At 68.5% G+C, this 26,423-nt stretch carries 25 protein-coding genes; 4 read left to right on the top strand and 21 right to left on the bottom strand.

Annotated elements, in window-relative coordinates:
- Positions 1 to 136 precede the first annotated feature (136 nt).
- The 3 genes from ACFYUS_RS00580 (at position 137) to ACFYUS_RS00570 (ending at position 9,790) form a co-directional block, all read left to right on the top strand.
- On the top strand, positions 137 to 7,141 hold the full coding sequence (locus ACFYUS_RS00580; protein ID WP_388844098.1) for a polymorphic toxin-type HINT domain-containing protein: 7,005 nt from the start codon (positions 137 to 139) through the stop codon (positions 7,139 to 7,141).
- Positions 7,142 to 7,741: 600 nt separating this feature from the next.
- On the top strand, positions 7,742 to 8,821 hold the full coding sequence (gene coaA, locus ACFYUS_RS00575) for a type I pantothenate kinase (protein WP_388844096.1): 1,080 nt from the start codon (positions 7,742 to 7,744) through the stop codon (positions 8,819 to 8,821).
- Positions 8,822 to 8,839: 18 nt separating this feature from the next.
- On the top strand, positions 8,840 to 9,790 hold the full coding sequence (locus tag ACFYUS_RS00570; RefSeq protein ID WP_388844094.1) for a DUF389 domain-containing protein: 951 nt from the start codon (positions 8,840 to 8,842) through the stop codon (positions 9,788 to 9,790).
- 95 nt (positions 9,791 to 9,885) lie between these two features.
- On the opposite strand, the gene glmM is transcribed toward ACFYUS_RS00570, so the two are convergent.
- The 4 genes from glmM to ACFYUS_RS00550 all read right to left on the bottom strand — a co-directional run bounded on the left by glmM (position 9,886) and on the right by ACFYUS_RS00550 (position 14,249).
- Entirely contained in the window at positions 9,886 to 11,244 is a 1,359-nt protein-coding gene (gene glmM / locus ACFYUS_RS00565) for a phosphoglucosamine mutase (protein ID WP_388844092.1), read from the bottom strand.
- A 113-nt stretch (positions 11,245 to 11,357) separates the two neighbouring features.
- The gene (rpsI, locus tag ACFYUS_RS00560) at positions 11,358 to 11,870 is read right to left on the bottom strand and encodes a 30S ribosomal protein S9 (RefSeq protein ID WP_030750225.1); all 513 of its coding nucleotides are present in this window, start codon (positions 11,868 to 11,870) and stop codon (positions 11,358 to 11,360) included.
- A 44-nt stretch (positions 11,871 to 11,914) separates the two neighbouring features.
- A complete protein-coding gene (rplM, locus tag ACFYUS_RS00555; protein ID WP_388844090.1) occupies positions 11,915 to 12,358 on the bottom strand; it encodes a 50S ribosomal protein L13 in 444 nt (147 codons plus the stop codon).
- Between the two features lie 268 nt (positions 12,359 to 12,626).
- Positions 12,627 to 14,249: an ABC-F family ATP-binding cassette domain-containing protein gene (locus ACFYUS_RS00550; protein ID WP_388844088.1), complete on the bottom strand. Its 1,623-nt coding sequence runs from the start codon at positions 14,247 to 14,249 to the stop codon at positions 12,627 to 12,629.
- Between the two features lie 56 nt (positions 14,250 to 14,305).
- Here ACFYUS_RS00550 and ACFYUS_RS00545 point away from each other — a divergent pair, with 56 nt between their 5' ends.
- Positions 14,306 to 15,322 carry a hypothetical protein gene (locus ACFYUS_RS00545; RefSeq protein WP_388844086.1) on the top strand — a complete coding sequence of 339 codons (1,017 nt, stop codon included), beginning with the start codon at positions 14,306 to 14,308 and terminating at the stop codon, positions 15,320 to 15,322.
- On the opposite strand, the gene truA is transcribed toward ACFYUS_RS00545, so the two are convergent.
- The 17 genes from truA to ACFYUS_RS00460 form a co-directional block, all read right to left on the bottom strand.
- Entirely contained in the window at positions 15,296 to 16,150 is an 855-nt protein-coding gene (gene truA, locus ACFYUS_RS00540; protein ID WP_388844084.1) for a tRNA pseudouridine(38-40) synthase TruA, read from the bottom strand. The genes ACFYUS_RS00545 and truA overlap by 27 nt on opposite strands.
- Before the next feature lie 82 nt (positions 16,151 to 16,232).
- Positions 16,233 to 16,703 carry a 50S ribosomal protein L17 gene (gene rplQ / locus ACFYUS_RS00535; RefSeq protein WP_031012120.1) on the bottom strand — a complete coding sequence of 157 codons (471 nt, stop codon included), beginning with the start codon at positions 16,701 to 16,703 and terminating at the stop codon, positions 16,233 to 16,235.
- A gap of 181 nt (positions 16,704 to 16,884) precedes the next feature.
- Positions 16,885 to 17,907, bottom strand: coding sequence for a DNA-directed RNA polymerase subunit alpha (locus ACFYUS_RS00530; protein WP_004946635.1), 1,023 nt, complete (start codon positions 17,905 to 17,907; stop codon positions 16,885 to 16,887).
- A gap of 132 nt (positions 17,908 to 18,039) precedes the next feature.
- A complete protein-coding gene (gene rpsK, locus ACFYUS_RS00525; protein ID WP_003956432.1) occupies positions 18,040 to 18,444 on the bottom strand; it encodes a 30S ribosomal protein S11 in 405 nt (134 codons plus the stop codon).
- A 66-nt stretch (positions 18,445 to 18,510) separates the two neighbouring features.
- Positions 18,511 to 18,891 (bottom strand): 30S ribosomal protein S13, encoded by a 381-nt coding sequence (rpsM, locus tag ACFYUS_RS00520; RefSeq protein WP_351192692.1) that lies wholly within the window; start codon positions 18,889 to 18,891, stop codon positions 18,511 to 18,513.
- Between the two features lie 190 nt (positions 18,892 to 19,081).
- Positions 19,082 to 19,195 carry a 50S ribosomal protein L36 gene (gene rpmJ, locus ACFYUS_RS00515; RefSeq protein WP_003956441.1) on the bottom strand — a complete coding sequence of 38 codons (114 nt, stop codon included), beginning with the start codon at positions 19,193 to 19,195 and terminating at the stop codon, positions 19,082 to 19,084.
- A 59-nt stretch (positions 19,196 to 19,254) separates the two neighbouring features.
- Positions 19,255 to 19,476 (bottom strand): translation initiation factor IF-1, encoded by a 222-nt coding sequence (infA, locus tag ACFYUS_RS00510; RefSeq protein ID WP_003956442.1) that lies wholly within the window; start codon positions 19,474 to 19,476, stop codon positions 19,255 to 19,257.
- 788 nt (positions 19,477 to 20,264) lie between these two features.
- Entirely contained in the window at positions 20,265 to 21,116 is an 852-nt protein-coding gene (gene map, locus ACFYUS_RS00505; RefSeq protein WP_388844081.1) for a type I methionyl aminopeptidase, read from the bottom strand.
- Positions 21,117 to 21,212: 96 nt separating this feature from the next.
- Positions 21,213 to 21,860, bottom strand: coding sequence for an adenylate kinase (locus tag ACFYUS_RS00500; protein ID WP_388844079.1), 648 nt, complete (start codon positions 21,858 to 21,860; stop codon positions 21,213 to 21,215).
- Positions 21,860 to 23,179 carry a preprotein translocase subunit SecY gene (gene secY, locus ACFYUS_RS00495; RefSeq protein WP_359507655.1) on the bottom strand — a complete coding sequence of 440 codons (1,320 nt, stop codon included), beginning with the start codon at positions 23,177 to 23,179 and terminating at the stop codon, positions 21,860 to 21,862. Before secY ends, ACFYUS_RS00500 begins: the two co-directional genes overlap by 1 nt.
- A gap of 214 nt (positions 23,180 to 23,393) precedes the next feature.
- Positions 23,394 to 23,849: a 50S ribosomal protein L15 gene (rplO, locus tag ACFYUS_RS00490; protein WP_388844077.1), complete on the bottom strand. Its 456-nt coding sequence runs from the start codon at positions 23,847 to 23,849 to the stop codon at positions 23,394 to 23,396.
- Between the two features lies 1 nt (position 23,850).
- Positions 23,851 to 24,033 (bottom strand): 50S ribosomal protein L30, encoded by a 183-nt coding sequence (gene rpmD / locus ACFYUS_RS00485; protein ID WP_041130781.1) that lies wholly within the window; start codon positions 24,031 to 24,033, stop codon positions 23,851 to 23,853.
- The gene (rpsE, locus tag ACFYUS_RS00480) at positions 24,033 to 24,635 is read right to left on the bottom strand and encodes a 30S ribosomal protein S5 (protein WP_015035588.1); all 603 of its coding nucleotides are present in this window, start codon (positions 24,633 to 24,635) and stop codon (positions 24,033 to 24,035) included. The genes rpmD and rpsE overlap by 1 nt, the downstream gene beginning before the upstream one ends.
- A gap of 45 nt (positions 24,636 to 24,680) precedes the next feature.
- Positions 24,681 to 25,064: a 50S ribosomal protein L18 gene (gene rplR, locus ACFYUS_RS00475; protein WP_030687809.1), complete on the bottom strand. Its 384-nt coding sequence runs from the start codon at positions 25,062 to 25,064 to the stop codon at positions 24,681 to 24,683.
- A 3-nt stretch (positions 25,065 to 25,067) separates the two neighbouring features.
- The gene (gene rplF, locus ACFYUS_RS00470) at positions 25,068 to 25,607 is read right to left on the bottom strand and encodes a 50S ribosomal protein L6 (protein WP_388844075.1); all 540 of its coding nucleotides are present in this window, start codon (positions 25,605 to 25,607) and stop codon (positions 25,068 to 25,070) included.
- Between the two features lie 21 nt (positions 25,608 to 25,628).
- Positions 25,629 to 26,027 (bottom strand): 30S ribosomal protein S8, encoded by a 399-nt coding sequence (gene rpsH / locus ACFYUS_RS00465; protein WP_015035585.1) that lies wholly within the window; start codon positions 26,025 to 26,027, stop codon positions 25,629 to 25,631.
- Positions 26,028 to 26,235: 208 nt separating this feature from the next.
- Positions 26,236 to 26,421 (bottom strand): type Z 30S ribosomal protein S14, encoded by a 186-nt coding sequence (locus tag ACFYUS_RS00460; RefSeq protein ID WP_003948630.1) that lies wholly within the window; start codon positions 26,419 to 26,421, stop codon positions 26,236 to 26,238.
- Positions 26,422 to 26,423 lie beyond the last annotated feature (2 nt).

The following is a 26,423-nucleotide window of genomic DNA, read 5'->3' as shown; positions in this document are numbered from 1 at the left end:
CAACGAATTAGGGGTGGGGATCAACGTGCCATTTCGGCATGCCAGAAAACACTTCAGACATACATCACGGAGATGGCGCTCCGGGATTTCCGCGCTCGCCTTGGCCCTGCTGGCCTCCGGGGCGTCTCTCTCTCCCGTGGCCGCGCAGACCGCGGGAGGCAAGGGCCTTCCCGAACTCCAGAAGGTCACGGACGTCCCGGCGGCGCCCGCGACCTCCAAGCCGCCCACCGCACCGCAGGACCAGAGCAGCCGCGCGGCCCTCAAGACGGCCCCGAGTGTGAAGTGGCCGGCTCCGGCGACCGCCGAGGCCACCGTGCCCGCGGGCGACCAGACCGCCCGGTCCGCGCTGCGCGTCGCCACCGGTCAGCAGGACAAGGCCGCACCCGTCGGCCCCTCGGCCCGCGCGGGATCCCTGCCGGTCCGACTCGCGGCCGGCAACGCGGCCGTCACCAAGGGCGCCACCGCCCCCGCCGCCGGCGCGCCCGCCGTCACGGCGAAGGTCTCCGTCCACGGCGAGGAAGCCGCCCGCAAGGCCGGAGTCCGCGGCCTGCTCCTCTCCGTCCAGCGCACCGACGAGGGCAAGGGCACCAACCCGGTCTCCGTCGAACTGGACTACCGCTCCTTCTCCCACGCCTACGGTGGCGACTGGGGCTCCCGCCTGCACTTCAGCGCCATGCCCGCCTGCGCGCTGACCACGCCGCAGAAGCCCGAGTGCCAGGCGTCCGTCCCCGTGCCGAGCGTCAACGACACCGAGTCGGGCACGCTGACCGGCACCTACGCGGCGCGTTCCGCCGCGGCCGGCTCCGGGGCCATGGTCCTCGCCGCCACCGCGGGCGCGTCCGGGTCCAAGGGCACCTACAAGGCGACCTCGCTCAGCCCCACCGGCTCCTGGTCGGCCGGCGGCTCCACCGGTGACTTCTCCTGGACCTATCCGATGGAGATCCCGTCGTCCCTCGGCGGCCCGGGCCCTTCCCTCTCCATCGGCTACAACTCCGGCAGCGTGGACGGCCGCACCCTCGCGACCTCCCAGCAGCCCTCCTGGGTCGGTGACGGCTGGGACACCGGATCCAGCTTCATCGAGCGCACCTACGTGGCCTGCGCCGAGGACCGCGCGAAGGACAGCGGGTTCAACAACCCCACGACCCACCCGACGGGCGACCTCTGTCACGGCCCTCCGATGGTCACCCTCTCCCTGAACGGGTCGTCCACCGCTCTCGTCCTCAACGACGCCGACCACAAGTGGTACACCGCCAATCAGGACGGCTCCAAGGTCGAACTGGAGACGGGCGCCGAGAACGGCGACAAGGAGGGCGAGTACTGGGTCGTCACCAACTCCGAGGGCGTCAAGTACCACTTCGGCCTCAACCATCTGCCCGGCTGGACGAGCGGCAAGCCCGAGACCAACTCGGCGCTCAACGTGCCCGTCTACGGCAACCACGAGGGCGAGCCCTGCCACGCCGCCAGCTACGCGGCCTCGGTCTGTGACCAGACCTACCGCTGGAACCTCGACTACGTCGTCGACCCGCGCGGCAACGCCCTCACCTACTGGTACGGCAAGGAGCGCAACTACTACGGCTCCAACGTCACCGACACCGGCACCTCGACCGCCCGCGGCTACGACCGCGGCAGCTGGCTGCAGCGCGCCGCGTACGGCCTGCGCTCCGACGACCTGTTCGCCCCCGCGCCCGCCGAGGTGACGTACGACGCCCGCGAGCGCTGCATCGTCACGACGTCCTTCGACTGCGCCGAGGAGAAACTCACCTCCAAGTCCTCGTACGACGTCGCCAAGAACTGGCCGGACGTACCCTCCGACCAGCTCTGTGCCTCCGGCGAGACCTGCACGGACCGGTACTCGCCCGCCTTCTTCACCCGTAAGCTCCTGAGGAGCATCACCACCAAGGTCCTCAAGAACGGTGTCTCGACCCCGGTCGACACCTGGACCCTGGATCAGGACTTCCAGTCCACGGGCGACGGCGCCGTCAACGGCGAGTACCCGCTCTGGCTGAAGAGCATCCAGCGCACCGGTCAGAACGGGGCGCCGCTCACGCTGCCCGCCGTGACCTTCACGGGCATCCAGCTGCCCAACCGCGTCGACAACGACACCGACGGCAACCCGCCGTACCTGCGCTGGCGGGTCCAGCAGATCCAGACCGAGACCGGCGCCCGCACGGTCGTCAAGTACGCGCCCACGGAATGCTCCACCGTCCCTGGCGCCGTCAACCTCCCGTCCGCGCCGGACAGCAACACCCTGCGCTGCTACCCCGTCGTCGTCGAGACCAACGACCCCACCGATCCGACGGGCCTGAAAAAGCTCTACTCCACCGACTGGTTCCACAAGCACCGCGTCGACCAGGTCCGGGAGGAGGACAAGAACGGCACCTCGCCGACCCGCGAGGCCAACTACGAGTACCTCGGCACGCCCGCCTGGGCGTACGACGACGCGAGCGAGCTGACCAACAAGCCCGCCCGCACGTGGTCGGTGTACCGCGGCTACTCCAAGGTCCGCGTCCTCAACGGCGTCGAGCCCGACGTGCGCACCCGCACGGAGACCCTCTTCTACCGGGGCCTCGACGGCGACCTCAAGTCCGACGGCACCCGCCGCTCCGTCCAGGTGACGGACTCCGAGAAGAATTCCGTCGACGACCACCCGATGCTCGCCGGCCAGGTCAGGGAGACCCAGTACTTCGACGGTGTCACGGGCTCGCTGCACTCCGCGACGATCAACACCCCGTGGCTGTACGGTCCGGTCGCCTCGCGGAACCGCTCCGCCACCGGGGCCGCGCCCCTGGAAGCCTGGGTGCAGGGCCTGAAGTCCACCTCCTCGCGCACGATCCTGTCGGGCAGCCGCGGCGAGCGCCGCACCGCCGTCGAGCACAGCTACGACAACAGCGGCCGCACCGTCTGGACCTGGTCCAAGGGCGACACCACCGACGCGAACGACGACCAGTGCACGCGGTTCGAGTACCTCGACGATGCCGCGAAGTGGTTCAAGTCCCAGCAGACCAGGGCCGTAACCGTCACCATGCCGTGCGACATCGGCACGATCTACGACGCCGACACCGTCGTCTCCGACGTCAAGGTCCAGTACGACGCCGTGGGCAACGTCGTGAAGACGGAGTCGCTCTCCGGCTTCGAGAACCGCGTCCCGCAGTACACCACCCAGGGCACCGCGACCTTCGACGACTACGGCCGCATCACCTCCGCGACCGACGTCTACGGCAAGACCACCACGACGGCCTACACGCCGGCCTCCGGCTCGGTCGTCACCAAGACCGTCACGACGAACGCCCTCGGGCACACGGCCACCACCGAGGTCGACCCCGGACGTGGACTTCCCCTCGTCCAGACGGACACCAACGGCCGCAAGACCGTCATGGAGTACGACGCGCTCGGGCGGACGAAGAAGGTCTGGTCGCCCGATCGCAACTCGACCACGACCACTCCGGACGCGGAGTTCGACTACACCGTGGGCCAGAACGCCCCGGTCGTCATCACCAACAAGCACCTCCTGGAGAACGGCACCTACCGGGTCAGCTACGACTTCTACGACGGCGCGCTGCGCCTGCGGCAGACCCAGAACCCGGCGATGAACGGCGGCCGGGTCGTCACGGACACCTTCTACGACAGCCTCGGCCGGGTGTGGAAGGAGAACGGCGGCTACTACAACAGCGACAGCGGTCCGACCGCGACGATGTTCCCGCCGACCGACAACACCGTCCCCTCGTCCACGGTGACGAAGTACGACGGCGTCGGACGTCCGACCGACACCATCGCCCGGTCCAAGGGCCTGGAGACCTGGCGGACGACCACCACGTACGGCGGTGACTGGACGGCGGTCGATCCCCCGGCCGGCGAGACGCCGACGATGGCGATCCTCGACGCCTTCGGCCGGAAGACCGAGCTGCGGCAGTACAAGGGCGACGGTCCCTCCGGCGCGTACGACAAGATCAGCTACACGTACACCCGCAAGGGGCAGCTGGACACGGTCACCGACCAGGCCGGCAACAAGTGGTCGCAGACCTACGACATCCGCGGCCGCGTCAAGACGACCTCCGACCCCGACAAGGGCACGACGACCCTCGAGTACGACAACGGCGACCGCGTCGTCTCCATGACGGACGGCCGGACGCCCGGCCGGACCATCGCGATGGCCTACGACGCCCTGGGCCGCGTCACCGCCACGCACGACGGCTCGCTCACCGGGCCGAAGCTGACGTCGCAGACGTACGACACGGTCCCGGGCGCCCTGGGCCTCCCGGCCTCCTCGACCCGCTACGTCACCACGGACGCCGGCACGAACGCGTACACGCAGGCCATCACGGCCTACGACACCGAGTACCGGCCCAAGACGACCACGGTGACGATCCCGCCCAGCGAGGGCAAGCTCGCCGGCACGTACAAGTACACCAACACGTACACCTCGCGGACCGGTCTGCCGGAGTCCACGACCCATCCGGCGGTCGGCGGCCTCCCCGCGGAGACGGTGTCGATCGGGTACAACGCGCTCGACGCCATCAACACCATGACGGTGGGAACCAGCACCTTCGTCGCGGCGACCGAGTACACCTCGCTCGGCGACGTGGTGCGCACCCGGGTCGACTCGGCGGGCAAGGCGCTGATCACCAGCAACCTGTTCGACGAGCAGACGCGCCGGGTCACCCGCACGACGAACCACCAGGAAGTCGGCACGGTCGACACCGTCACGCTCAACGACGTGGTGACCGACTACGACGCCGTCGGCAACGTGAAGCGGATCACGGAGACCACCGGCGACAACCCGACGCCGGCCACCACCGACGTCCAGTGCTTCGCCTACGACCACCTGCGCCGGATGACCGACGCGTGGACGGCGAGCGACGCGTGCGCCCTCAAGCCCGGCGCGTCCGGGCCGGGCTCGGCACCGAAGGTCGGCGGCCCGGACTCGTACTGGCACTCCTACACCTTCGACGCCGCCGGCAACCGTCTCAGCGAGACGAAGCACGACCCGCTCGGCGACACCAAGAAGGACGTCAACCGCGCGTACACCTACGCGACCGGCCTGCCCACGAAGAGCCGGCTGGAGAAGGTCAACACGACGGGTCCCCAGGGCCAGCGTGAGGAGCTCTTCGGCTACGACGACGCGGGCAACACCACCTCCCGGACCGTCCAGGGCGACACGCAGAACCTCCTGTGGAACCTGGAGGGCCGCCTGGAGAAGGTGACCGCCGGCACCAAGGAGACCTCCTTCGTCTACGACGCGGGCGGCAACCGCCTCATCAAGCGGGACCCCAGCGGCACGACCCTGTACCTGCCCGGCACCGAGCTCCAGCTCGACACCGCCGGCAACGTCGCCAAGACGACCCGGTACTACGGCCACCCCGCCGGACCCGCGATGGTCAAGGTCGCCCAGGGCGGCACGATCAAGAAGTCGTACCTGCTCGGCGACCGCAACGGCAGCTCGACGGCCTCGGTCGACGCGGCGACCAAGACGGTCACGCGCCGCAAGTTCACCCCGTACGGCGAGGAACGCGGCACGGCCCCGTCGGTCTGGCCCGACGACAAGGGCTACCTCGGCGGCACGAAGGACGCCTCGACGGGCCTGACCCACCTGGGCGCCCGCGAGTACGACCCGACACTGGGCCGGTTCATCTCGGTCGACCCGAAGATGAACATCGCCGAGTCGCAGACGATGAACCCGTACGCGTACGCCAACAACAGCCCGATCACCTTCGCGGATCCGTCGGGCCAGGCGTTCTGCGAAGGGCCCGGGGACAGCTGCGGCAAGAAGATCCAGACGGAGGGCAAGACCACCAATCAGGTCTACGAGGACGCCGGAGTCAAGGACGTCTACATCCCCCCGCCGCCGACGAAGCCGACGACGACCCTCAGCGAGGACGACGTCAAGAAGGCGTCGAACATCCGGAAGAAGTCCAAGGCGGACGTGATCCTCGAGATCGCGTGGGAGGTCGCCAAGGGCATCAGCGGATTCGACGACATCCAGGCCTGCCTCGGCGGCGACGTCTGGGCATGCGGGTCACTGGCGCTGGACATAGCCGTGCCGTTCGCCGCCAAGTCCAAGAGACTCGCCAAGGCCCTTGAAAAGGCCTGGAAACTGTACGACCGCTGGAGCGACGAGGTCCGCTGGGCCACGGGACTCCTGAAGCGGGCGGACAACGAAGCCGCGGCCATGGCGAAATACGCCGAGGACATGGCGAACTGGAAGAAGGAGGCGAACGCCGCGAAGGCGGCGGCCAGAAAGGCCGACGACGCGGCGGCGGACGCGGCGAGAAAAGCCGACGGAGGCGACGCGGTCTCCAGCGGGTCCTGCCCCATCAGAAACAGCTTCACCCCCGAGACGAAGGTCCTGCTCGCCGACGGCTCCACGAAGCCGATCAAGGACCTGAAGCCGGGCGACAAGGTCCTCGCGACGGACGAGAAGACCGGCGAGACGGCCGCCAAGGACGTCGCCGCGACGATCATCGGCAACGGCGAGAAGCACCTCGTCCGCATCACGATCGACACGGACGGCGCCAAGGGCACCAAGACGGCCCCGATCACGGCCACGGACGGCCACCCCTTCTGGGTCCCGTCCCTCCGCAAGTGGGTCGACGCCAAGGACCTGAAGCCGGGCCAGTGGCTCCGCACGAGCGCCGGCACCCACGTCCAGATCACCGCGGTCCAGGCCTGGACCCAGACCGCCAGCGTCCGCAACCTGACGGTCGCCGACTTCCACACGTACTACGTGCTGGCGGGCCCGGCTCCGGTTCTGGTGCACAACTGCGGTGAAGGTGGCGGAGGCCGCGCGGCTCAGGAATCTGGTGATTCTTATGAGGAATTCCTCGTTGACCACCTTGGTGGTGGCGGAGGCTTCTTCGAAAGAAAGGCATCCGGCGGAAACACTCGCCAATTCGACGGCGCATTCATCGATAACGCCACAGGCCGCGGCACTTGGTACGAGGCGAAGTCAGGAAGATTCTGGACCGACACACTGGCCGACCCTGATCGCTTGGAGAAGTTCAAGGGCGTAGAGGGAGAGAAGATCTCTATAGCACGGGCAAAGGGGATTGACTACCGGATCATCTCAGAGAATCCGATCCCGACAGAATTCACTTCCTGGTTCGACAAAAAGGGCATACCCTGGGCAGTGATCCCTAGATCTTGACGCCCTCAAGAGCCCTTGCTCAGCGCGGGTATCGTGTAGATTTCGGGGTGTTCGCCCTTGGTCGACCACCGATCAAGGGCGAACACCCCTCGACGTTAACGGAGAAGGTTCTAATGGGGTTGTGCCTGTTCCCTGATGACGGAGACGTCAATGGGCCAGACGCATGCTTTTCGTACCGTGAATTCTCATCGTTCCGCAGACGCCTGGCTTCCGAGGAAGGGTTCCCTTTGGAGAACATGGAGGGGTTCGGTGGAGACACTCCGTGGAGTGACGTCACCACAGTCCTTGAACCACTCCTCAACCATCCAGATGACCACGGAAGAAATCTTTCACTCAAAGAGTGCACTCTAATGCTGCCGCGCCTTGAAGATATACTGTCCACTTGGGTGCCGGACTCGAACTTGGACTCTGAGCTCCGAAATCAACTAAGAGAACTTCGCGATCTCGTCGCCGTCCTCCGAGTTTGTGTGAAAAAGAAGGTAGAACTGTCCTTTGTCTGAGGCGATGGCGAGGGAGGGCTGGCGCCTGGTTCTCCCGCCCCGGCCGCCACGTGATCCACCCCACCCCCCACACCCCCGCCCGACCCGGGACAATGGCGGGGTGATCACTTCGCCGCCACGAAGCCCCGACGGAGTCCCCGGCAACGGCGCCGGGACCGGAGAGGGTGCCGGAAACGGGAGCCCCCGCAACGGGGCCGGCACCGGCACCCCCCGGACCGGGACCGGGCACCGCAAGCCGTCCGAGGCGACCCCGTACGTCGACCTCACCCGGGCCGAGTGGAGCGCCCTGCGCGACAAGACGCCGCTGCCGCTGACCGCCGACGAGGTGGAGCGGCTGCGCGGCCTCGGGGACGTCATCGACCTCGACGAGGTCCGGGACATCTACCTGCCGCTCTCCCGGCTGCTCAACCTGTACGTGCAGGCCACCAGCGGCCTGCGCGGAGCCCTGAACACCTTCCTCGGAGAGAGCGCGGAGCAGCGCGGAACGCCCTTCGTCATAGGGGTGGCCGGTTCGGTGGCCGTCGGCAAGTCGACGGTCTCCCGCCTGCTCCAGGCGCTGCTGGCCCGCTGGCCGGAGCACCCGCGGGTGGAGCTGGTGACGACGGATGCCTTCCTCTACCCGATGGAGGAGCTGAAGGCGCGCGGCCTGATGTCCCGGAAGGGTTTCCCCGAGTCGTACGACCGCCGGGCCCTGACCCGCTTCGTCGCGGACGTCAAGGCGGGCAAGGAGGAGGTCACGGCCCCGGTCTACTCGCACCTGATCTACGACCGGGTGCCCGGCGAGCGGCTCGTCGTCCGCCGCCCGGACATCCTCATCGTGGAGGGGCTGAACGTCCTCCAGCCGGCGCTTCCCGGCAAGGACGGCAGGACCCGCGTCGGCCTCGCCGACTACTTCGACTTCTCGGTGTACGTGGACGCCCGCCCCGAGGACATCGAGCGCTGGTACCTCAACCGCTTCCGCAAACTGCGCGACACCGCCTTCCAGGACCCGTCCTCGTACTTCCGGCGCTGGACGCAGGTCTCCGAGGAGGAGGCCTTCGACTACGCCCGCACGATGTGGCGGACCATCAACAAGGTGAACCTCCTGGAGAACGTGGCCCCGACCCGCGGGCGGGCGACCCTCGTCGTCCGCAAGGGACCGGACCACAAGGTGCAGAGGCTGAGCCTGCGCAAGCTCTGAGGTCCGTAAGCTCGGCCCATGCTGCATTTGCGGATGATCGTCCCTGCGGACCGCACGGCGGCCGCGGTCGAGCTGATCGAGTCGACGGTCGGCACCACCCATCTGGTGGTGCTGCCCGGCGTGGCCAGGGAACCCGTCGGTGACCTGGTCCTGTGCGACATGGCGCGCGAGTCGGCCGACGAACTGCTGCACGGGCTGCGGAACATGGAGATCGACCGGGACGGGTCGATCGCGGTGGAGAACATCGACCTGTCGATGTCCACGCGGGCGGACACGGCCGAGGAGGAGGCCCCCGGCGAGGGCGCGGACGCCGTGATCTGGGAGCAGCTGGCGGAGGCGACGCACGAGGAGTCGACGCTCTCCTTCACCTATCTCTCGTTCATGGGGCTCGCGACGATGATCGCGGCCTGCGGCGTCGTCCTGGACAACACGATCCTGATCGTGGGCGCCATGGCGGTCGGCCCGGAGTTCGGCCCGCTCGCCGGAGTGTGCACGGCGATCGTGCAGCGGGCGCCGAGGCTGGCGGCCCGCTCGCTGACGGCGCTGCTCTTCGGCTTCCTGTCGGCGATCCTGGCGACGACCCTGTTCAGCCTGCTCATGGACTGGCTGGGCCTGTTCAGCGCCTCGATGCTGGACGCGGAACGTCCGCAGACCAGCTTCATCTGGCAGCCGGACCCGTTCTCGTTCGTGGTGGCGCTGCTGGCGGGCGCGGCCGGCACGCTCTCCCTGACCTCGTCCAAGTCGGGCGCCCTGGTGGGGGTGGCGATCTCGGTGACCACGGTCCCGGCGGCGGCGAACGCGGCGGTGGCGCTCAGCTACGGCGAGTTCGGGCAGATGGGAGGGTCGATCGGACAGCTGCTGCTCAACCTGCTGGGGATCATGCTGGCGGGTACGGCGACCCTGGCCCTGCAGCAGCGGCTGTGGCGGACCCAGCGCGGGCGCCTCAAGCGTCGGCTGCGCAGGGGCTGACGCGGGCCGGGGGCACCTCGTACGAAAGGGCCCGCCGCACCGGATCCCCGGCGCGGCGGGCCCTCACGCATGTGCATGACGGTGCCTCAGAAAGGCTAGCCCAGTGCGGACTTCACGACGTCCGCGAGGCGCTGCGCGACCGCGCGGGCCTGCTCGATGTCGGCGGCCTCGACCATGACACGGACCAGCGGCTCGGTGCCGGAGGGGCGCAGCAGGACGCGGCCGGTGGAGCCGAGCTCGCGCTCGGCGTCGGTGACGGCGGCGGCGAGCTCGGCGGAGGTGGTGACCCGGGACTTGTCGACGTCCTTGACGTTGATGAGGATCTGCGGCAGCCGCTCCATGACGCCGGCGAGCTCCGCGAGCGACTTGCCGGTGGCGGCGACGCGGGCGGCCAGCATGAGGCCGGTGAGGGTGCCGTCGCCGGTGGTGGCGTGGTCGAGCACGATGACGTGGCCCGACTGCTCGCCGCCGAGGGCGTAGCCGTTCTCCTTCATGGACTCCAGGACGTAGCGGTCGCCGACCGCGGTCTGGACGAGGTTCAGGCCCTCGCGCTCCATGGCGAGCTTGAAGCCCAGGTTGGACATGACGGTCGCGACGACGGTGTCGCCGCGCAGGGTGCCGGCCTCGCGCATGGCGAGGGCGAGCACGGCGAGGATCTGGTCGCCGTCGACCTCGTTGCCGGAGGCGTCCACGGCGAGGCAGCGGTCGGCGTCACCGTCGTGGGCGATGCCCAGGTCGGCGCCGTGCTTGACGACGGCGGCCTTGAGCAGCTCCAGGTGGGTGGAGCCGCAGCCGTCGTTGATGTTGAGGCCGTCGGGCTCGGCACCGATGGTGACGACGTCGGCGCCGGCCCGGGCGAAGGCGGCGGGCGAGACGCGGGCGGCGGCGCCGTGGGCCTCGTCGAGGACGATCTTCAGACCGTCGAGACGGTTGGGGAGGACGGCGAGGAGGTGGGCGACGTACGTGTCGAAGCCCTCGTCGTAGTCGCGGACGCGGCCGACGCCGGCACCGGTCGGGCGCTCCCAGGGGGCGCCGGTGCGGTGCTCCTCGTACACGGCCTCGATCTTGTCCTCCAGCTCGTCGGCGAGCTTGTGGCCGCCGCGGGCGAAGAACTTGATGCCGTTGTCGGGCATGGCGTTGTGGCTGGCGGAGAGCATCACGCCGAGGTCGGCGCCGAGGACGCCGGTGAGGTGGGCGACGGCCGGGGTGGGCAGGACGCCGACGCGCAGCACGTCGACGCCGGCGCTGGCGAGGCCCGCGACGACGGCCGCTTCGAGGAACTCTCCGGAGGCGCGCGGGTCACGTCCGACCACGGCGGTCGGCCGGTGGCCCTCGAAGGTGCCCGCCTCGGCGAGCACGTGCGCGGCCGCGACGGACAGGCCGAGCGCCAGCTCCGCCGTCAGGTCCGCGTTGGCGACGCCGCGTACGCCGTCCGTGCCGAAGAGTCGTCCCACAGCTGTCCTCCGAAAATACGTGCCCAAAGCTTTGAAAGGGGTTATGAAAAAACGTACGCCCCGACGGCACGGGCAGTGCCGCCGGGGCGTACGAAAGCAGCGAGCAGGCGTGATTAGCGCTTGCTGTACTGCGGAGCCTTGCGGGCCTTCTTGAGACCGGCCTTCTTCCGCTCGACCGCACGGTCGTCACGGGAGAGGAAGCCGGCCTTCTTCAGCGCCGGGCGGTTGTTCTCGACGTCCGCCTCGTTCAGCGCACGGGCCACGCCGAGGCGCAGGGCGCCGGCCTGGCCGGAGACACCGCCACCCGCGATGCGGGCGATGACGTCGTAGCGGTTGTCGAGCTCGAGCACCTTGAAGGGCTCGTTGACTTCCTGCTGGTGCACCTTGTTGGGGAAGTAGTCCTCAAGGGTGCGACCGTTGATCTTCCACTTGCCGGTGCCCGGAACGATCCGGACGCGGGCGATGGCGTTCTTGCGACGGCCCAGGCCGGCGGCCGGCTGCGGGTCGCCGAAGCGGGACGCGAGGGACTCGGAGGTGTAGTCACCCTCGACGATCTCGGTCTCGGTGGTGTACTCCTCGACGCCCTCGAACTCGTCGACGGGGGTCTCGGGGGTGGTCTCGGCCACGATGCTCCTCAGATTTCTTTCGTTCTTAGGGGGTGTGGCCGGAATTACTGCGCGACCTGGGTGATCTCGAACGGAACCGGCTGCTGGGCAGCGTGCGGGTGGTTCTCGCCCGAGTAGACCTTCAGCTTCGAGAGCATCTGACGGCCCAGGGAGTTCTTGGGGATCATGCCCTTGATGGCCTTCTCGACGGCCTTCTCGGGGTTCTTGTCGAGCAGCTCGTCGTAACGGACGGAGCGCAGACCACCCGGGAAGCCAGAGTGGCGGTAGGCCATCTTCTGGGTCTTCTTGTTGCCGGACAGGTGGACCTTGTCAGCGTTGATGATGATGACGAAGTCGCCCATGTCCATGTGCGGGGCGTAGACCGGCTTGTGCTTGCCTCGCAGGAGGTTCGCAGCCGTCGTGGCCAGACGGCCCAGGACGATGTCCTGCGCGTCGATGATGTGCCACTGGCGAGTGACATCGCCGGGCTTGGGGCTGTACGTACGCACTTCGTAGCCTTCGCTTCTTCAGTGGATGGAGTCCAGACACACCTGAAGCGATCATGCAGCTGGGGCCTGCACTGCCGGGACACCGCCCGTATGCGAGCCACTGGTAACTGCTCCAGGGAACCTGCGTAAGGGCCCCTCGCGTGAGAACGACGAAGCCAATACGCATAACAAACCGCAACAGTACCCGCGCCACCCCGGACGGGTCAAAACACCGGGGCCCCGGCAAACCCCGGGGCCCGGGGCCGGGTCCCCCGCCGGCCGCCCGAGGTCACCGCGCCCGCTCGACCCGCCGCTCGTCCCACACCGGCTCGCTGGTCTCCCGTACGACGCCGTCGGAGCCGAAGACCAGGAAGCGGTCGAAGCTCTTCGCGAACCAGCGGTCGTGCGTGACGGCCATCACGGTGCCCTCGTAGGACTCCAGGCCCTCCTGGAGGGCCTCGGCCGACTCCAGGTCCAGGTTGTCCGTGGGCTCGTCGAGGAGGAGTGCCGTCGTGCCCGCGAGCTCCAGGAGGAGGATCTGGAAGCGGGCCTGCTGGCCGCCCGACAGTCGGTCGAAGGACTGGTCGCCCTGGCGCTCCAGCTCGTACCGCCGCAGCATCGACATCGCCGCGCCGCGGTCCTTGGCGTGCTCGGTCCACAGGATGTCGACGAGCGGCCGCCCGGCCAGCTCGGGGTGGGCGTGGGTCTGCGCGAAGTGCCCCGGCACGACCCGGGCGCCCAGCTTCCACGTCCCCGTGTGGGCGACCGAGGGGTCCCCCGCGAGCAGCCGCAGGAAGTGCGACTTCCCGGAGCCGTTCGAGCCGAGGACGGCGACCCGCTCCCCGTAGAAGATCTCCAGCGAGAACGGCTTCATCAGACCGGTCAGCTCAAGGTTCTCGCAGGTCACGGCCCGCACCCCGGTCCGCCCGCCGCGCAGCCGCATCCGGATGTCCTGCTCGCGCGGCGGCTCCGGCGGCGGCCCCGCCTCCTCGAACTTCTTCAGCCGGGTCTGCGCCGCCGCGTAGCGGGAGGCCATCTCGTGGCTGACCGCGGCCGCCTGCCGCAGGTTGACCACCAGCTTCTTCAGCTGCGCGTGCTTCTCGTCCCAGCGCCGCTTCAGCTCCTCGAAGCGGGCGAACCGCTCCCGCCGGGCCTCGTGGAAGGTGTCGAAGCCGCCGCCGTGCACCCAGACGTCCGACCCGGCCGGGCCGGGCTCGACCGCGATGATCTTCTGCGCGCCCCGGGAGAGCAGCTCCCGGTCGTGGGAGATGAAGAGCACGGTCTTGCGGGTCTCCCGCAGCCGCTCCTCCAGCCACCGCTTGCCGGGCACGTCGAGGTAGTTGTCCGGCTCGTCCAGGAGCAGCACCTCGTCGGGGCCGCGCAGCAGCGACTCCAGGACCAGCCGCTTCTGCTCGCCGCCGGAGAGGGTCCGTACCTGACGGAACTGCGCCTTCTCGTACGGGACGCCCAGCGCGGCCATCGTGCAGATGTCCCAGAGGGTCTCGGCCTCGTACCCCTGCACCTCCGCCCAGTCGCTGAGGGCCTGCGCGTACTTCATCTGCGCGGCCTCGTCGTCGACCGTCATGATCAGGTGCTCGGCCTCGTCGACGGCCTTGGCGGCCTCCCGGATCCGGGGCTGGGCGACCGAGACCAGCAGGTCGCGGACGGTGGACTCGTCCCGTACGGAGCCGACGAACTGCGGCATCACGCCGAGCCCGCCGCTGACCGTGACGGTGCCGCCGTGCGGCTGGAGCTCTCCGGCGATCATCCGGAGCAGTGTGGTCTTGCCGGCGCCGTTGGCCCCGACGAGGGCGACGACGGCCCCCTCCCCGACCCGGAAGGAGGCGTCCCCGAGAAGGACCCTCCCGTCGGGAAGGTAGTACTCCAGATGCGCGGCCTCGACATGTCCCATGGGAGGCATTGTCACCGCCCGCTCGGCTCCGGCCCAACCGGTTTAGGATGCGCGGCATGAGCTTTGGGGGACCGCAGTGGCCGCAGGAGCCGCAGCAGCAGGGGCAGCAGGGGTACGGACAGCAGCCCGGCTACGGGTATCCGCCGCCGCAGGGGAACGGGCAGCAGCCCGGCTACGGGTACCCGCCGCAACAAGGGCACGGGCAGCAGCCGGGCTACGGCTACCCGCAGCCCCAGCAGCCGGCCCAGCCGAACCCCTTCCCCGGCGCGCAGGGCAGCGGTGACACCCCCGACTGGGGCGCCATGGCCGACGCCTCGGCCTCCCGCGGCCGCCGCAAGCGCCTCCTGCTGATCGCCGGCGGGGTCCTGGCGACGGCGGCCGTGGGCGCGATCGTCGCGACCGCCGTCGTGAGCACCAACAAGAAGAACGACGACGCCAAGAACCACCCGGTCCCCACCGGCACGGTCGCCCCCACCGGCGAGCCGACCCCCGACCCGACCTTCTCCTCGGTGGCGCCGCCGCCCCCGCCGAACCCGAAGGACTACATCTCGGACCCGAAGAAGGACAAGGCCCCGCTCACCGCCGAGGGCCTCTTCCCGGGCAAGAAGCTGAGCATGAACGACCGCCCGTACAAGAAGGGCGCGACCTCCTCGACCACGAACTGCGCGGCCGTCACCCAGGGCGGCCTCGGCACGGTCCTGAAGCGGAACGGCTGCCAGCGGGTGCTCCGGGCCACATACGTGAAGGACGGCGTGGCGATCACCGTCGGCGTCGCCGTCTTCCCCTCCGAGGCCTCCGCCCAGAAGGCGAAGGAGCAGGCCACCGGCGGGATCGCGCCGCTGACGGGCGCGGGCGTGGGTGATTTCTGCCACGCCACGGTCTGTCTGCGCCGCTCGAACGCGATCGGCCGGTACGCCTACTTCACCCAGGCCGGCTTCGCCAACGGCAAGAAGGTCTCCCTGGCCGACAAGCCGGTCTTCCAGGCCAGCGACGACCTCGGCACCTTCGCCTTCAACCAGATCTACGCCCGGGGCCGTGCCCAGGCCTCAGCAGCAGCCGCCGCCGGGGAGTGACCGCTTGTTGCGGGCCTCCTTGCTGCGGGCGGCGAGCAGCGCGTCCTCCGGGTAGCCGACCTCTTCGAGGGTGAGGCCGTGCGGCCGCACGACGTGGACGGCCGAGTCCCGCACACCGGCGGCGAGCACCTTGCCGGGCCAGTCGACCGGCCGGTGGCCGTCGCCGACGAAGAGCAGGGCGCCGACGAGCGAGCGGACCATGTTGTGGCAGAAGGCGTCCGCCTTCACGGTCGCCTCCAGGATGCCGTCCTCGCGCCGCTCCCAGCGCAGCACCTGGAGCGTGCGGATCGTGGTGGCGCCCTCGCGCTTCTTGCAGTACGCGGCGAAGTCGTGCTCGCCGACGAGCGCGGTGGCGGCCTCGTTCATGGCGTCCATGTCGAGGGCCCAGTCGTGCCACAGCACGTGCCCGCGCAGCAGCGGGTCGACTCCGCCGGGGTTGTCGGTGACGCGGTAGGCGTAGCGGCGCCAGACGGCGGAGAACCGCGCGTTGAACCCCGCGGGGGCCTCCTCCACCTTCCACACCCGCACATCGTGCGAGAGCCGCCCCGCGAGCCGCCGGAGCAGCTTGTCCCGGTGCTCGGCCCACAGCTCCACGGGCAGGTCGACATGGGCGACCTGGCCGCGCGCGTGCACCCCGGCGTCGGTCCGGCCGGCGACGGTCAGCTCGTACGTCTCCTTGGACCGGGTCACGGTCCGCAGGGCGTCCTCGATCTCGCCCTGTACGGTCCGCTGCCCCTGGGCCTGCTTGGCCCAGCCGGAGAAGTCCTTGCCGTCGTACGAAAGGTCAAGGCGTACCCGTACGAACCCGTCCTGCACGTCATCGCTCACGCGAAGATCCTCTCAAAGACACGGGAGCGGGCCCGCACCCCAGGGGGTACGGGCCCGCTCACGAGAAACGTACGAAAAACGCTTACGCGTCCTTCGCCTCGTCCTCGGTCGCCTCGACGGCGGCGGCCTCGTCGGCCTCCTTGACGGCGCGCTTGGTGGCGGCCTCGGCCTCGGCAACGGTCGCCTTCTTGGCGATCTCGCCCTCGACCAGCTCGATCACGGCCATCGGGGCGTTGTCGCCACGACGGTTGCCGATCTTGGTGATGCGGGTGTAGCCACCCGGACGCTCCGAGTAACGCGGGGCGATCTCGGTGAAGAGGGTGTGGACGATGCCCTTGTCGGTGATCGTCTGCAGCACCAGGCGACGGTTGTGGATGTCGCCCTTCTTCGCCTTGGTGATCAGGCGCTCGGCGACCGGACGCAGGCGACGGGCCTTGGCCTCGGTCGTGGTGATGCGGCCGTGCTCGAAGAGCGACTTCGCCAGGTTGGCGAGGAGCAGCTTCTCGTGCGCGGCGGAACCGCCGAGGCGGGCACCCTTCGCGGGACGCGGCATGGTGTTTCTCCTTGGTGTCTGCCCCGGCCGTATGAGGTACCGGGGTCAGTATCCGAGCAGGCGGTCGCCTGTCGGAGATCCGGGAGCAGCCCCGAAGGGACGCTCCCGGAAGGGGCGCGGGGAACTGCGCGATCAAGCACAGTGCACCCGCACCAGGGTACGGACCGTAAGGCCCGAGCTCTTAGTACTGCTCGGTCTCGACGAAGCCCGCGTCCGCGTCGTCGTCGGCGCCGAAGGCGTCCGCCGCGGCGGTCGGGTCGAATCCGGGCGGCGAGTCCTTGAGCGCGAGGCCCATACCGGCCAGCTTCGCCTTGACCTCGTCGATCGACTTCGCACCGAAGTTGCGGATGTCGAGCAGGTCGGCCTCGGAGCGGGCGACGAGCTCACCCACGGAGTGGATGCCCTCGCGCTTGAGGCAGTTGTACGAGCGAACGGTGAGCTCGAGCTCCTCGATCGGCAGCGCGAGGTCGGCGGCGAGGGCGGCGTCCGTCGGGGACGGGCCCATGTCGATGCCCTCGGCGTCGATGTTCAGCTCGCGGGCGAGACCGAACAGCTCGACCAGGGTCTTGCCGGCGGACGCCATGGCGTCACGCGGGCGCATGGCCTGCTTGGTCTCGACGTCGACGATGAGCTTGTCGAAGTCGGTGCGCTGCTCGACTCGGGTCGCCTCGACCTTGTAGGTGACCTTCAGCACGGGGCTGTAGATGGAGTCGACCGGGATGCGGCCGATCTCCTGGCCGACCTGCTTGTTCTGGACGGCGGAGACGTAGCCGCGACCGCGCTCGACGGTCAGCTCCATCTCCAGCTTGCCCTTGGCGTTCAGGGTCGCCAGAACGAGGTCGGGGTTGTGCACCTCGACACCGGCCGGGGGCGCGATGTCGGCGGCGGTGACCAGACCCGGGCCCTGCTTGCGCAGGTACATCACGACCGGCTCGTCGTGCTCCGAGGAGACGACCAGCTGCTTGATGTTGAGGATGAGGTCGGTGACGTCCTCCTTGACGCCCGGCACGGTGGTGAACTCGTGCAGGACGCCGTCGATGCGGATGCTGGTGACAGCGGCACCCGGGATCGAGGAGAGGAGGGTACGGCGGAGGGAGTTGCCGAGGGTGTAGCCGAAGCCCGGCTCGAGCGGCTCGATCACGAACCGCGAGCGGAACTCGTCGACGACCTCTTCGGTCAGCGACGGACGCTGAGCGATAAGCATGTCTGTGATTCCTTCAGTCGTGGACGCCCACTATTTGACGCCCTCGGGGGTACTGCGTACTGCAAGGGTACGGGCGGTACGTCCCACGAAGGGTCGCACCGCCCGAAAAGTCCTGCTCAAGCAGCCCGTGCGTCAGACGCGGCGGCGCTTGGGGGGACGGCAGCCGTTGTGCGGCGTGGGGGTGACGTCCTGGATCGAACCGACCTCGAGGCCCGTGGCCTGGAGGGAACGGATCGCGGTCTCGCGGCCGGAGCCCGGACCCTTGACGAAGACGTCAACCTTGCGCATGCCGTGCTCCTGCGCGCGGCGAGCGGCCGACTCGGCGGCCATCTGCGCGGCGAACGGGGTGGACTTGCGCGAGCCCTTGAAGCCGACGTGGCCGGCGGAGGCCCAGGAGATCACGTTGCCCGAGGGGTCCGTGATCGAGACGATCGTGTTGTTGAACGTGCTCTTGATGTGCGCGTGGCCGTGAGCGACGTTCTTCTTTTCCTTGCGGCGCACCTTCTTGGCAGCGCCCTGACGACCCTTGGGGGGCATGTCGTTCTCCTACGGGAGGTGGTCGGTCCTACAGCGAAGACCGCTTGGTCAAGCGTCCGCTGAGGACTACTTCTTGCCCGGCTTCTTCTTACCGGCGATGGCGCGACGCGGGCCCTTGCGGGTACGGGCGTTCGTGCTGGTGCGCTGACCGCGGACGGGCAGGCCACGACGGTGGCGCAGACCCTGGTAGCAGCCGATCTCGACCTTGCGGCGGATGTCGGCGGCGATCTCGCGGCGGAGGTCACCCTCGGTCTGGAGGTTGGCGTCCACGTACTCGCGGATCTTGACGAGGTCTTCCTCGGCAAGGTCGCGGACACGGGTGGACTCGTTCACGCCGGTGGCGGCGAGGATCTCCTCGGACCGGGTGCGCCCGATACCGAAGACGTAGGTGAGTGCGACCACCACACGCTTGTCGCGCGGGATGTCAACACCGGAAACGCGTGCCATTCAATGGCTCCTGTGTTCTCGGGGGTCTGCTGCAGAACCGTTCCCGGCTGCCGTATGAGGTACAGGTCGGGTCCCCGGCCCCCGCCGGAGGTGCCGTCAGCCGTGGGACACGGCCGGACGGGCTCTGCGTATGTACGTATTGCTATGCGTCGCGCGAAGAACTGCGAAGTTGCAGGTCGGTCGGCGTGCGTCAGCCCTGGCGCTGCTTGTGGCGCAGGTTGTCGCAGATGACCATGACCCGGCCGTGACGGCGGATCACCTTGCACTTGTCGCAGATCTTCTTGACGCTCGGCTTGACCTTCATGGGATGTGAGGTTCTCCGGGTCAGTGCCACCACCCGCGCGGAGGCGGGTACGGCAAGATCTACTTGTACCGGTAGACGATCCGGCCACGCGTCAGGTCGTACGGAGAGAGCTCCACGACGACCCGGTCGTCCGGGAGGATTCGGATGTAGTGCATCCGCATCTTGCCGGAGATGTGCGCGAGGACCTTGTGACCGTTCTGGAGCTCCACCTTGAACATGGCGTTCGGGAGGGACTCGATCACGGTGCCCTCGATCTCGATGGCACCTTGCTTCTTGGCCACGCTTCGCCTTTCGAATCGGCTACCTTGATCGACTCTCGCCGCCGCATGCGGACACACGGGTACACGAGAGCCGACGCATCAGTCTACGTCAGGCCCCAGGAAAAGACGAATCGGGAAGTCTGCCCACCGTAGAAGATCATTACGCGAAGACCGAAATCGGTCTCCGCCCTACGCCGGCGGGACGCCTTCTCCGACGCCGCCCCCGCGAGCGAGGCACCCGGGGGCACCTCACAGGCTTCGGCCTCCTGCGCCGGACTCCGCCCCATCCCCCGCGCAGCCCTCGCGGGCTCGGCGCCCGGGGGCGCCTCACAGCCTTCGGCCTGCCGCGCCGGCCTCCGTCCCTCGGACCTGGGCTCCGCGCGCCGGCCGCCAGGCCGCCGTACTACGCCAGCGGGTCCGGCGCCGCCGTCACGCCCAGCTCCGCGAGCTTGGCCCTGCCGCCGACCCATCCCCCGACGCAGCCCTCGCGGGCTCGGCGCCCGGGGGCGCCTCACAAGCTTCGGGCCGCTGCGACGGCCTCCGACCGCCGGGCACGATGGCCCCGGGGCCCGTCCAGGTGCGGGGCCTCCCTCGCGTGGGCTACGCCAGCGGGTCCGGCGCCGCCGTCACGCCCAGCTCCGCGAGCTTGGCCCTGCCGCCGACCCATCCCCCGACGCAGCCCTCGCGGGCTCGGCGCCCGGGGGCGCCTCACAAGCTTCGGGCCGCTGCGGCGGCCTCCGACCGCCGGGCACGATGGCCGGGACGATGACCCCGGGGCCCGTCCAGGTGCGGGGCCTCCCTCGCGTGGGCTACGCCAGCGGGTCCGGCGCCGCCGTCACACCCAGCTCCGCGAGCTTGGCCCTGCCGCCGTCGACCGCGGTGAGGACCAGGGGGCCCTCCTCGGTGAGGGCGATGGAGTGCTCCCAGTGGGAGGACCAGGTGCCGTCGGTGGTGATGACGGTCCAGTCGTCCTTGAGGACCTCCGTGTGCGGGGTGCCGAGGGAGACCATCGGCTCGATGGCGAGGCAGAGGCCGGGGACGAGCTTCGGGCCCTTGCCGCGCTTGCGGGAGACGTAGTTCAGGAGGTGGGGGTCCATGTGCATCTCGGTGCCGATGCCGTGGCCGCCGTAGTCCTCGATGATGCCGTAGCGGCCCAGGCTGTGGTCGCCGACGGCGGGACGGGGCTGGCGCTTGATGTACGTCTCGATCGCCTTCGAGATGTCCACCAGACGGTTGCCGAGCTTCATGGCCGCGATGCCGGCCCACATCGACTCCTCCGTCACCCGGGAGAGCTCGATCAGCTCCGGGGCGTGACCGGTGCCGACGAAGGCGGTGTACGCCGCGTCGCCGTGCCAGCCGTCCACGATCGCGCCGCAGTCGATCGAGATGATGTCGCCGTCCTTGAGGACGGTCTTGTCGTCGGGGATGCCGTGGACGACGACCTCGTTCACCGAGGTGCAGATCGTCGCGGGGAAGCCGCCGTACCCGAGGAAGTTCGACTTCGCCCCGTGGTCGGCGATGACCTTCCGCGCGACCTCGTCGAGGTCCTTCGTCGTGGCGCCCGGCACGGCCGCCTCACGGGTCGCCGCGTGGATGGCCGCGACGACCAGCCCCGCCTCGCGCATCTTCGCGATCTGCTCGGGGGTCTTGATCTGCACCATCGTGGCCGCGGCCTTTCCATCGAGTACGGGGAACAGAACAACGATACGGCCGCGGCGCCCCCGAGGGGCACCGCGGCCGTATCGAACGAACCGGGGTTACTTCTTGAGCGCGTCCATCGCCTTGGCGGTGACCTCGTCCACCTTGCCGAGCGCCGAGATCGTCACGACCAGGTCCTGCGCCCGGTAGTAGTCGATGATCGGCTCGGTCTCCGTGTGGTAGACCGCCAGGCGCTTGCGGACGGTCTCCTCGTTGTCGTCCTCGCGCTGGTACAGCTCGCCGCCGCAGACGTCGCAGACGCCCTCGGTCTTCGGGGCGTTGTACGTCACGTGGAAGACGTGCGCGGATTCGTTGCGGCAGATGCGGCGACCCGCGATCCGCTTCACGACCTCGTCCTCGGGGACCTCCAGGTCCAGGACCGCGTCCAGCTCGATGCTGTTGGCCTTGAGGAACGCGTCCAGGGCCTCGGCCTGGGCCACGTTCCGCGGGAAGCCGTCGAGCAGGAAGCCGCCCTCGGCGTCCGCCTGGCGCATGCGGTCCTCGGCCATCCCGATCGTCACGGAGTCCGGCACGAGCTGGCCGGCCTTCATGTACGACTGCGCCTCTACGCCCAGCGGCGTGCCCTGCGAGATGTTGGCACGGAACAGGTCGCCCGTAGAGATGTGCGGGATGCCCAGGTTCTTGGCGAGGTACGCGGCCTGCGTGCCCTTGCCCGCACCGGGCGGTCCGACGAGGACGATTCGCATCAGCGGAGGAACCCTTCGTAATTGCGCTGCTGGAGCTGGCTCTCGATCTGCTTCACGGTCTCCAGCCCCACACCCACGATGATCAGGATGCTCGTTCCACCGAAGGGGAAGTTGGCATTGGCACCGCCGAAGCCTGCCAACGCCATCGTCGGCACAAGAGCGATCAGACCCAAGTACAGCGAGCCCGGCCAAGTGATCCGGTTGAGCACGTAGCTCAGGTACTCGGCAGTAGGTCGACCAGCCCGGATACCCGGGATGAAGCCACCATACTTCTTCATGTTGTCCGCAACTTCCTCGGGGTTGAACGAGATCGCCACGTAGAAGAAGGCGAAGAACACGATCAGGAGGAAGTAGGCAGCGATGTAATACGGGTGGTCACCCTTGACGAAGTGGGCTTCGATCCAGGTCTTCCAGCCCGCGGTGCTGTTCGAGAACTGCGCGATCAAGGCCGGGATGTAGAGCAGCGACGACGCGAAGATGACAGGAATCACACCCGCCTGGTTCACCTTCAGCGGGATGTAAGTGGACGTACCGCCGTAGGAGCGCCGGCCGATCATGCGCTTCGCGTACTGCACGGGGATGCGTCGCTGGGCCTGCTCGACGAAGACCACGAGGGCCACCATCACGAAGCCGATGAGGATGACGGTCCCGAACTCGATCCAGCCCTTGGCGAGCTTGCCGCTCTGCTTGATGGCCCACAGGGCGCCCGGGAAGCCGGCCGCGATCGAGATGAACATCAGGATCGACATGCCGTTGCCGATGCCACGGTCGGTGATGAGCTCACCGAGCCACATGACGACACAGGTGCCGGCGGTCATGGTGATGACCATGGTGGCGATGGTGAAGATCGACTGGTCGGGCACGACCTGGTCGGCGACGATGCAGCCGCTGAAGAGCGCACCGCTCTTGGCGGTGGCGACGAGGCCGGTGCCCTGGAGGATGGCGAGCGCCACGGTCAGGTACCGGGTGTACTGCGTGATCTTGGCAGTACCGGCCTGACCCTCCTTCTTGAGGGCTTCGAGGCGGGGGATCACGACGGTCAGCAGCTGCAGGATGATGCTCGCCGTGATGTACGGCATGATGCCGAGCGCGAAGATGGTGATCTGCAGCAGCGCCCCGCCACTGAACATGTTGACCAGGCCGAACAGGCTGTTGTTGCCCTCGCTGGCCTGCTTGACACACTGCTGGACGGCCTCGTAGCTGACGCCGGGCACCGGGATGTGGGCCCCGAGGCGGTACAGCACGATGATGGCGAGCGTGAAGAGCAGCTTCTTGCGCAGGTCGGGCGTCTTGAACGCCCGGGCGAACGCGGTGAGCACGGTGCCTCCTGCGACCCCCGCGCTATGCGTCAAGGGTGACGGTCTTGAGGTTCGACGATTTGGGTATCGGTCATGAATCGCGTGCGGGCATACCGCACGGAGCCTAGACAGTGCACGCCACCTTACCGGCGACCATGCCCCCCTAGGAACGACCAATCGGGGATGCCCCTTTTGGGAGGCATCCCCGATCGGATGTTCAGGCCATCGAGTCGTCTCAGACGAGCTCGGTGACGGTGCCGCCGGCGGCGGCGATCTTCTCCTTGGCGGAGCCGGAGACGGCGTCAACCGAAACCTGCAGCGCCACGGAGACCTCGCCCTGGCCCAGGACCTTGACGAGCTGGTTCTTGCGAACGGCACCCTTGGCGACCAGGTCGGCCACCGTGACCTCGCCACCCTGCGGGTAGAGCGCGGCCAGCTTGTCCAGGTTCACGACCTGGTACTCGGTGCGGAAGGGGTTCTTGAAGCCCTTCAGCTTCGGGAGGCGCATGTGGAGGGGCATCTGGCCACCCTCGAAGCGCTCCGGAACCTGGTAGCGGGCCTTCGTACCCTTCGTACCACGACCGGCCGTCTTACCCTTCGAGCCCTCACCGCGACCCACACGGGTCTTCGCGGTCTTGGCGCCCGGGGCGGGACGGAGGTTGTGGGCCTTCAGCGGGTTGTTCTCCGCCATGTCAGTCAACCTCCTCGACCGTCACGAGGTGGCGGACGGTGTGCACCATGCCGCGGAACTCGGGGCGGTCCTCCTTGACAACCACGTCACCCAGGCGCTTGAGGCCCAGGGAACGCAGGGTGTCGCGGTGGTTCTGCTTGCTGCCGATGTACGACTTCGTCTGCGTGACCTTGAGGCGAGCCATTACGCACCCGCCCCAGCACGCGCACGGAGCAGAGCCGCGGGAGCGACGTCCTCGAGGGGCAGACCACGGCGAGCCGCGATCTCCTCGGGACGCTGCAGGCCCTTGAGGGCCTCCACGGTCGCGTGCACGATGTTGATCGCGTTGTCGGAGCCGAGCGACTTCGACAGGATGTCGTGAACGCCGGCGCACTCGAGCACGGCGCGCACCGGGCCACCGGCGATAACACCGGTACCGGGGGAAGCCGGCTTGAGCAGGACGACGCCCGCGGCCTTCTCGCCCTGGATCGGGTGAGGGATGGTGCCCTGGATGCGGGGAACCTTGAAGAAGTTCTTCTTGGCTTCCTCGACGCCCTTGGCGATGGCCGCGGGAACTTCCTTGGCCTTGCCGTAACCGACACCTACGGTGCCGTCACCGTCACCCACCACGACGAGCGCGGTGAAGCTGAAGCGACGACCACCCTTGACAACCTTGGCGACGCGGTTGATCGCGACAACGCGCTCAACGTACGCGGTCTTCTCGGCGGCAGCGCCACCGTCGCGGCCCTTCCGGTCCCGCCGCTCGCCGCCACCGGCACCGCTACCGCGGCGCTGGGGTCCAGCCATTGGATTACCTCTCTCTGTTACGTCCGTTAGTCCCGGAACCGGGGCTTAGAACTTCAGCCCGGCTTCGCGGGCGGCGTCAGCCAGAGCGGCAATGCGCCCGGCGTACCTGTTGCCACCACGGTCGAACACGACAGCCTCGACGCCGGCGGCCTTGGCGCGCTCGGCGACCAGGGCGCCGACCTGCTTGGCCTGCGCGGACTTGTCACCCTCGCCGCCGCGGATCGACGCGTCCAGGGTCGACGCCGACGCAAGGGTGTGGCCCTTGAGGTCGTCGATGACCTGAGCGGTGATACCGCGGTTGGAACGCGTCACGACGAGGCGCGGACGCTCCGCCGTACCCGACACGTTCTTGCGGATGCGGATGTGGCGGCGCTTCTTGGCGGCGCCCTTGTAGGCGTCGCCCTTGGCGATCTTCACACCGTATGCCATGGCTTACTTACCAGCCTTTCCGACCTTGCGGCGGATGACCTCGCCCGCGTACTTCACGCCCTTGGCCTTGTAGGGGTCGGGCTTGCGAAGCTTGCGGATGTTGGCGGCGACCTCGCCGACCTTCTGCTTGTCGATGCCCTCGACCGAGAACTTGGTCGGCGACTCGACCTTGAACGAGATGCCCTCGGGCGCCTCGACCAGGATCGGGTGGCTGTAGCCGAGCTGGAACTCCAGAGCGGAGCCCTTCGCGGCCACGCGGTAACCGACACCGCTGATCTCGAGCGCCTTGACGTAACCCTGGGTCACACCGGTGATCATGTTGGCCACCAGCGTGCGGGACAGGCCGTGCAGGGCCTTGTTCTGACGCTCGTCGTTCGGGCGGTTGACGTTGAGCACGCCGTCCTCGCCCTTAACGATCTCGATCGGAGCGGCGACGGTGTGGGTCAGGGTGCCCTTGGAACCCTTGACCGTGACCGTGCGGCCATCGATGGTGACGTCCACGCCGGCGGGAACCTGGATAGGCAGCTTGCCAATACGCGACATTAGCTATTCCTCCGTTCCCGACTACCAGACGTAGGCGAGGACTTCCCCACCTACGCCCTTCTTTCCTGCCTGCTGGCCGGTCAGGAGACCGTGGGACGTGGAGATGATCGCCACGCCCAGGCCGCCGAGGACCTTCGGCAGGTTGGTGGACTTCGCGTAAACCCGGAGACCGGGCTTCGAGATCCGCTTGATGCCCGCGATGGAGCGCTCACGGTTCGGACCGAACTTGAGCTCGAGGACGAGGTTCTTGCCGACCTCGGCGTCCTCGACCTTCCAGCCCGTGATGAAGCCCTCCTGCTGGAGGATTTCCGCGATGTGAGACTTGATCTTGCTGTGCGGCATCGTCACGGAGTCGTGGTATGCCGAGTTCGCGTTACGCAGACGAGTCAGCATGTCCGCGATCGGATCAGTCATGGTCATGAATTGGCCTTCGGCCTCTCTCGCCGGGGTTTCCTGTATGCGCCATCCCTCTCCCCACACAGGGGCGGGACGGGTGCGGCGCGGGGACCTACGGCGTAGTAAGTCGTACGGGCGGCGGACGCCCAACCCCACAAGCCTAAGGCATGCGAGGGTGGGCCTCCGCCGACCCAATGCTTACCGAGAGACTCCGGTCATCCCAACTAGGGGATTACCAGGAGCTCTTGGTCACGCCCGGCAGCTCGCCACGGTGAGCCATCTCACGGAGGCACACACGGCACAGGCCGAACTTGCGGTACACGGAGTGGGGACGACCACAGCGCTGGCAGCGCGTGTAGCCACGCACGCCGAACTTGGGCTTGCGGGCAGCCTTCGCGATGAGAGCCTTCTTCGCCATCT

Source organism: Streptomyces sp. NPDC004284, assembly GCF_042874035.1.
Classification (GTDB): domain Bacteria; phylum Actinomycetota; class Actinomycetes; order Streptomycetales; family Streptomycetaceae; genus Streptomyces.
The sequence above is the reverse complement of the archived record's forward strand: the minus strand, read 5'-3'. Positions and strand labels throughout refer to the sequence as shown.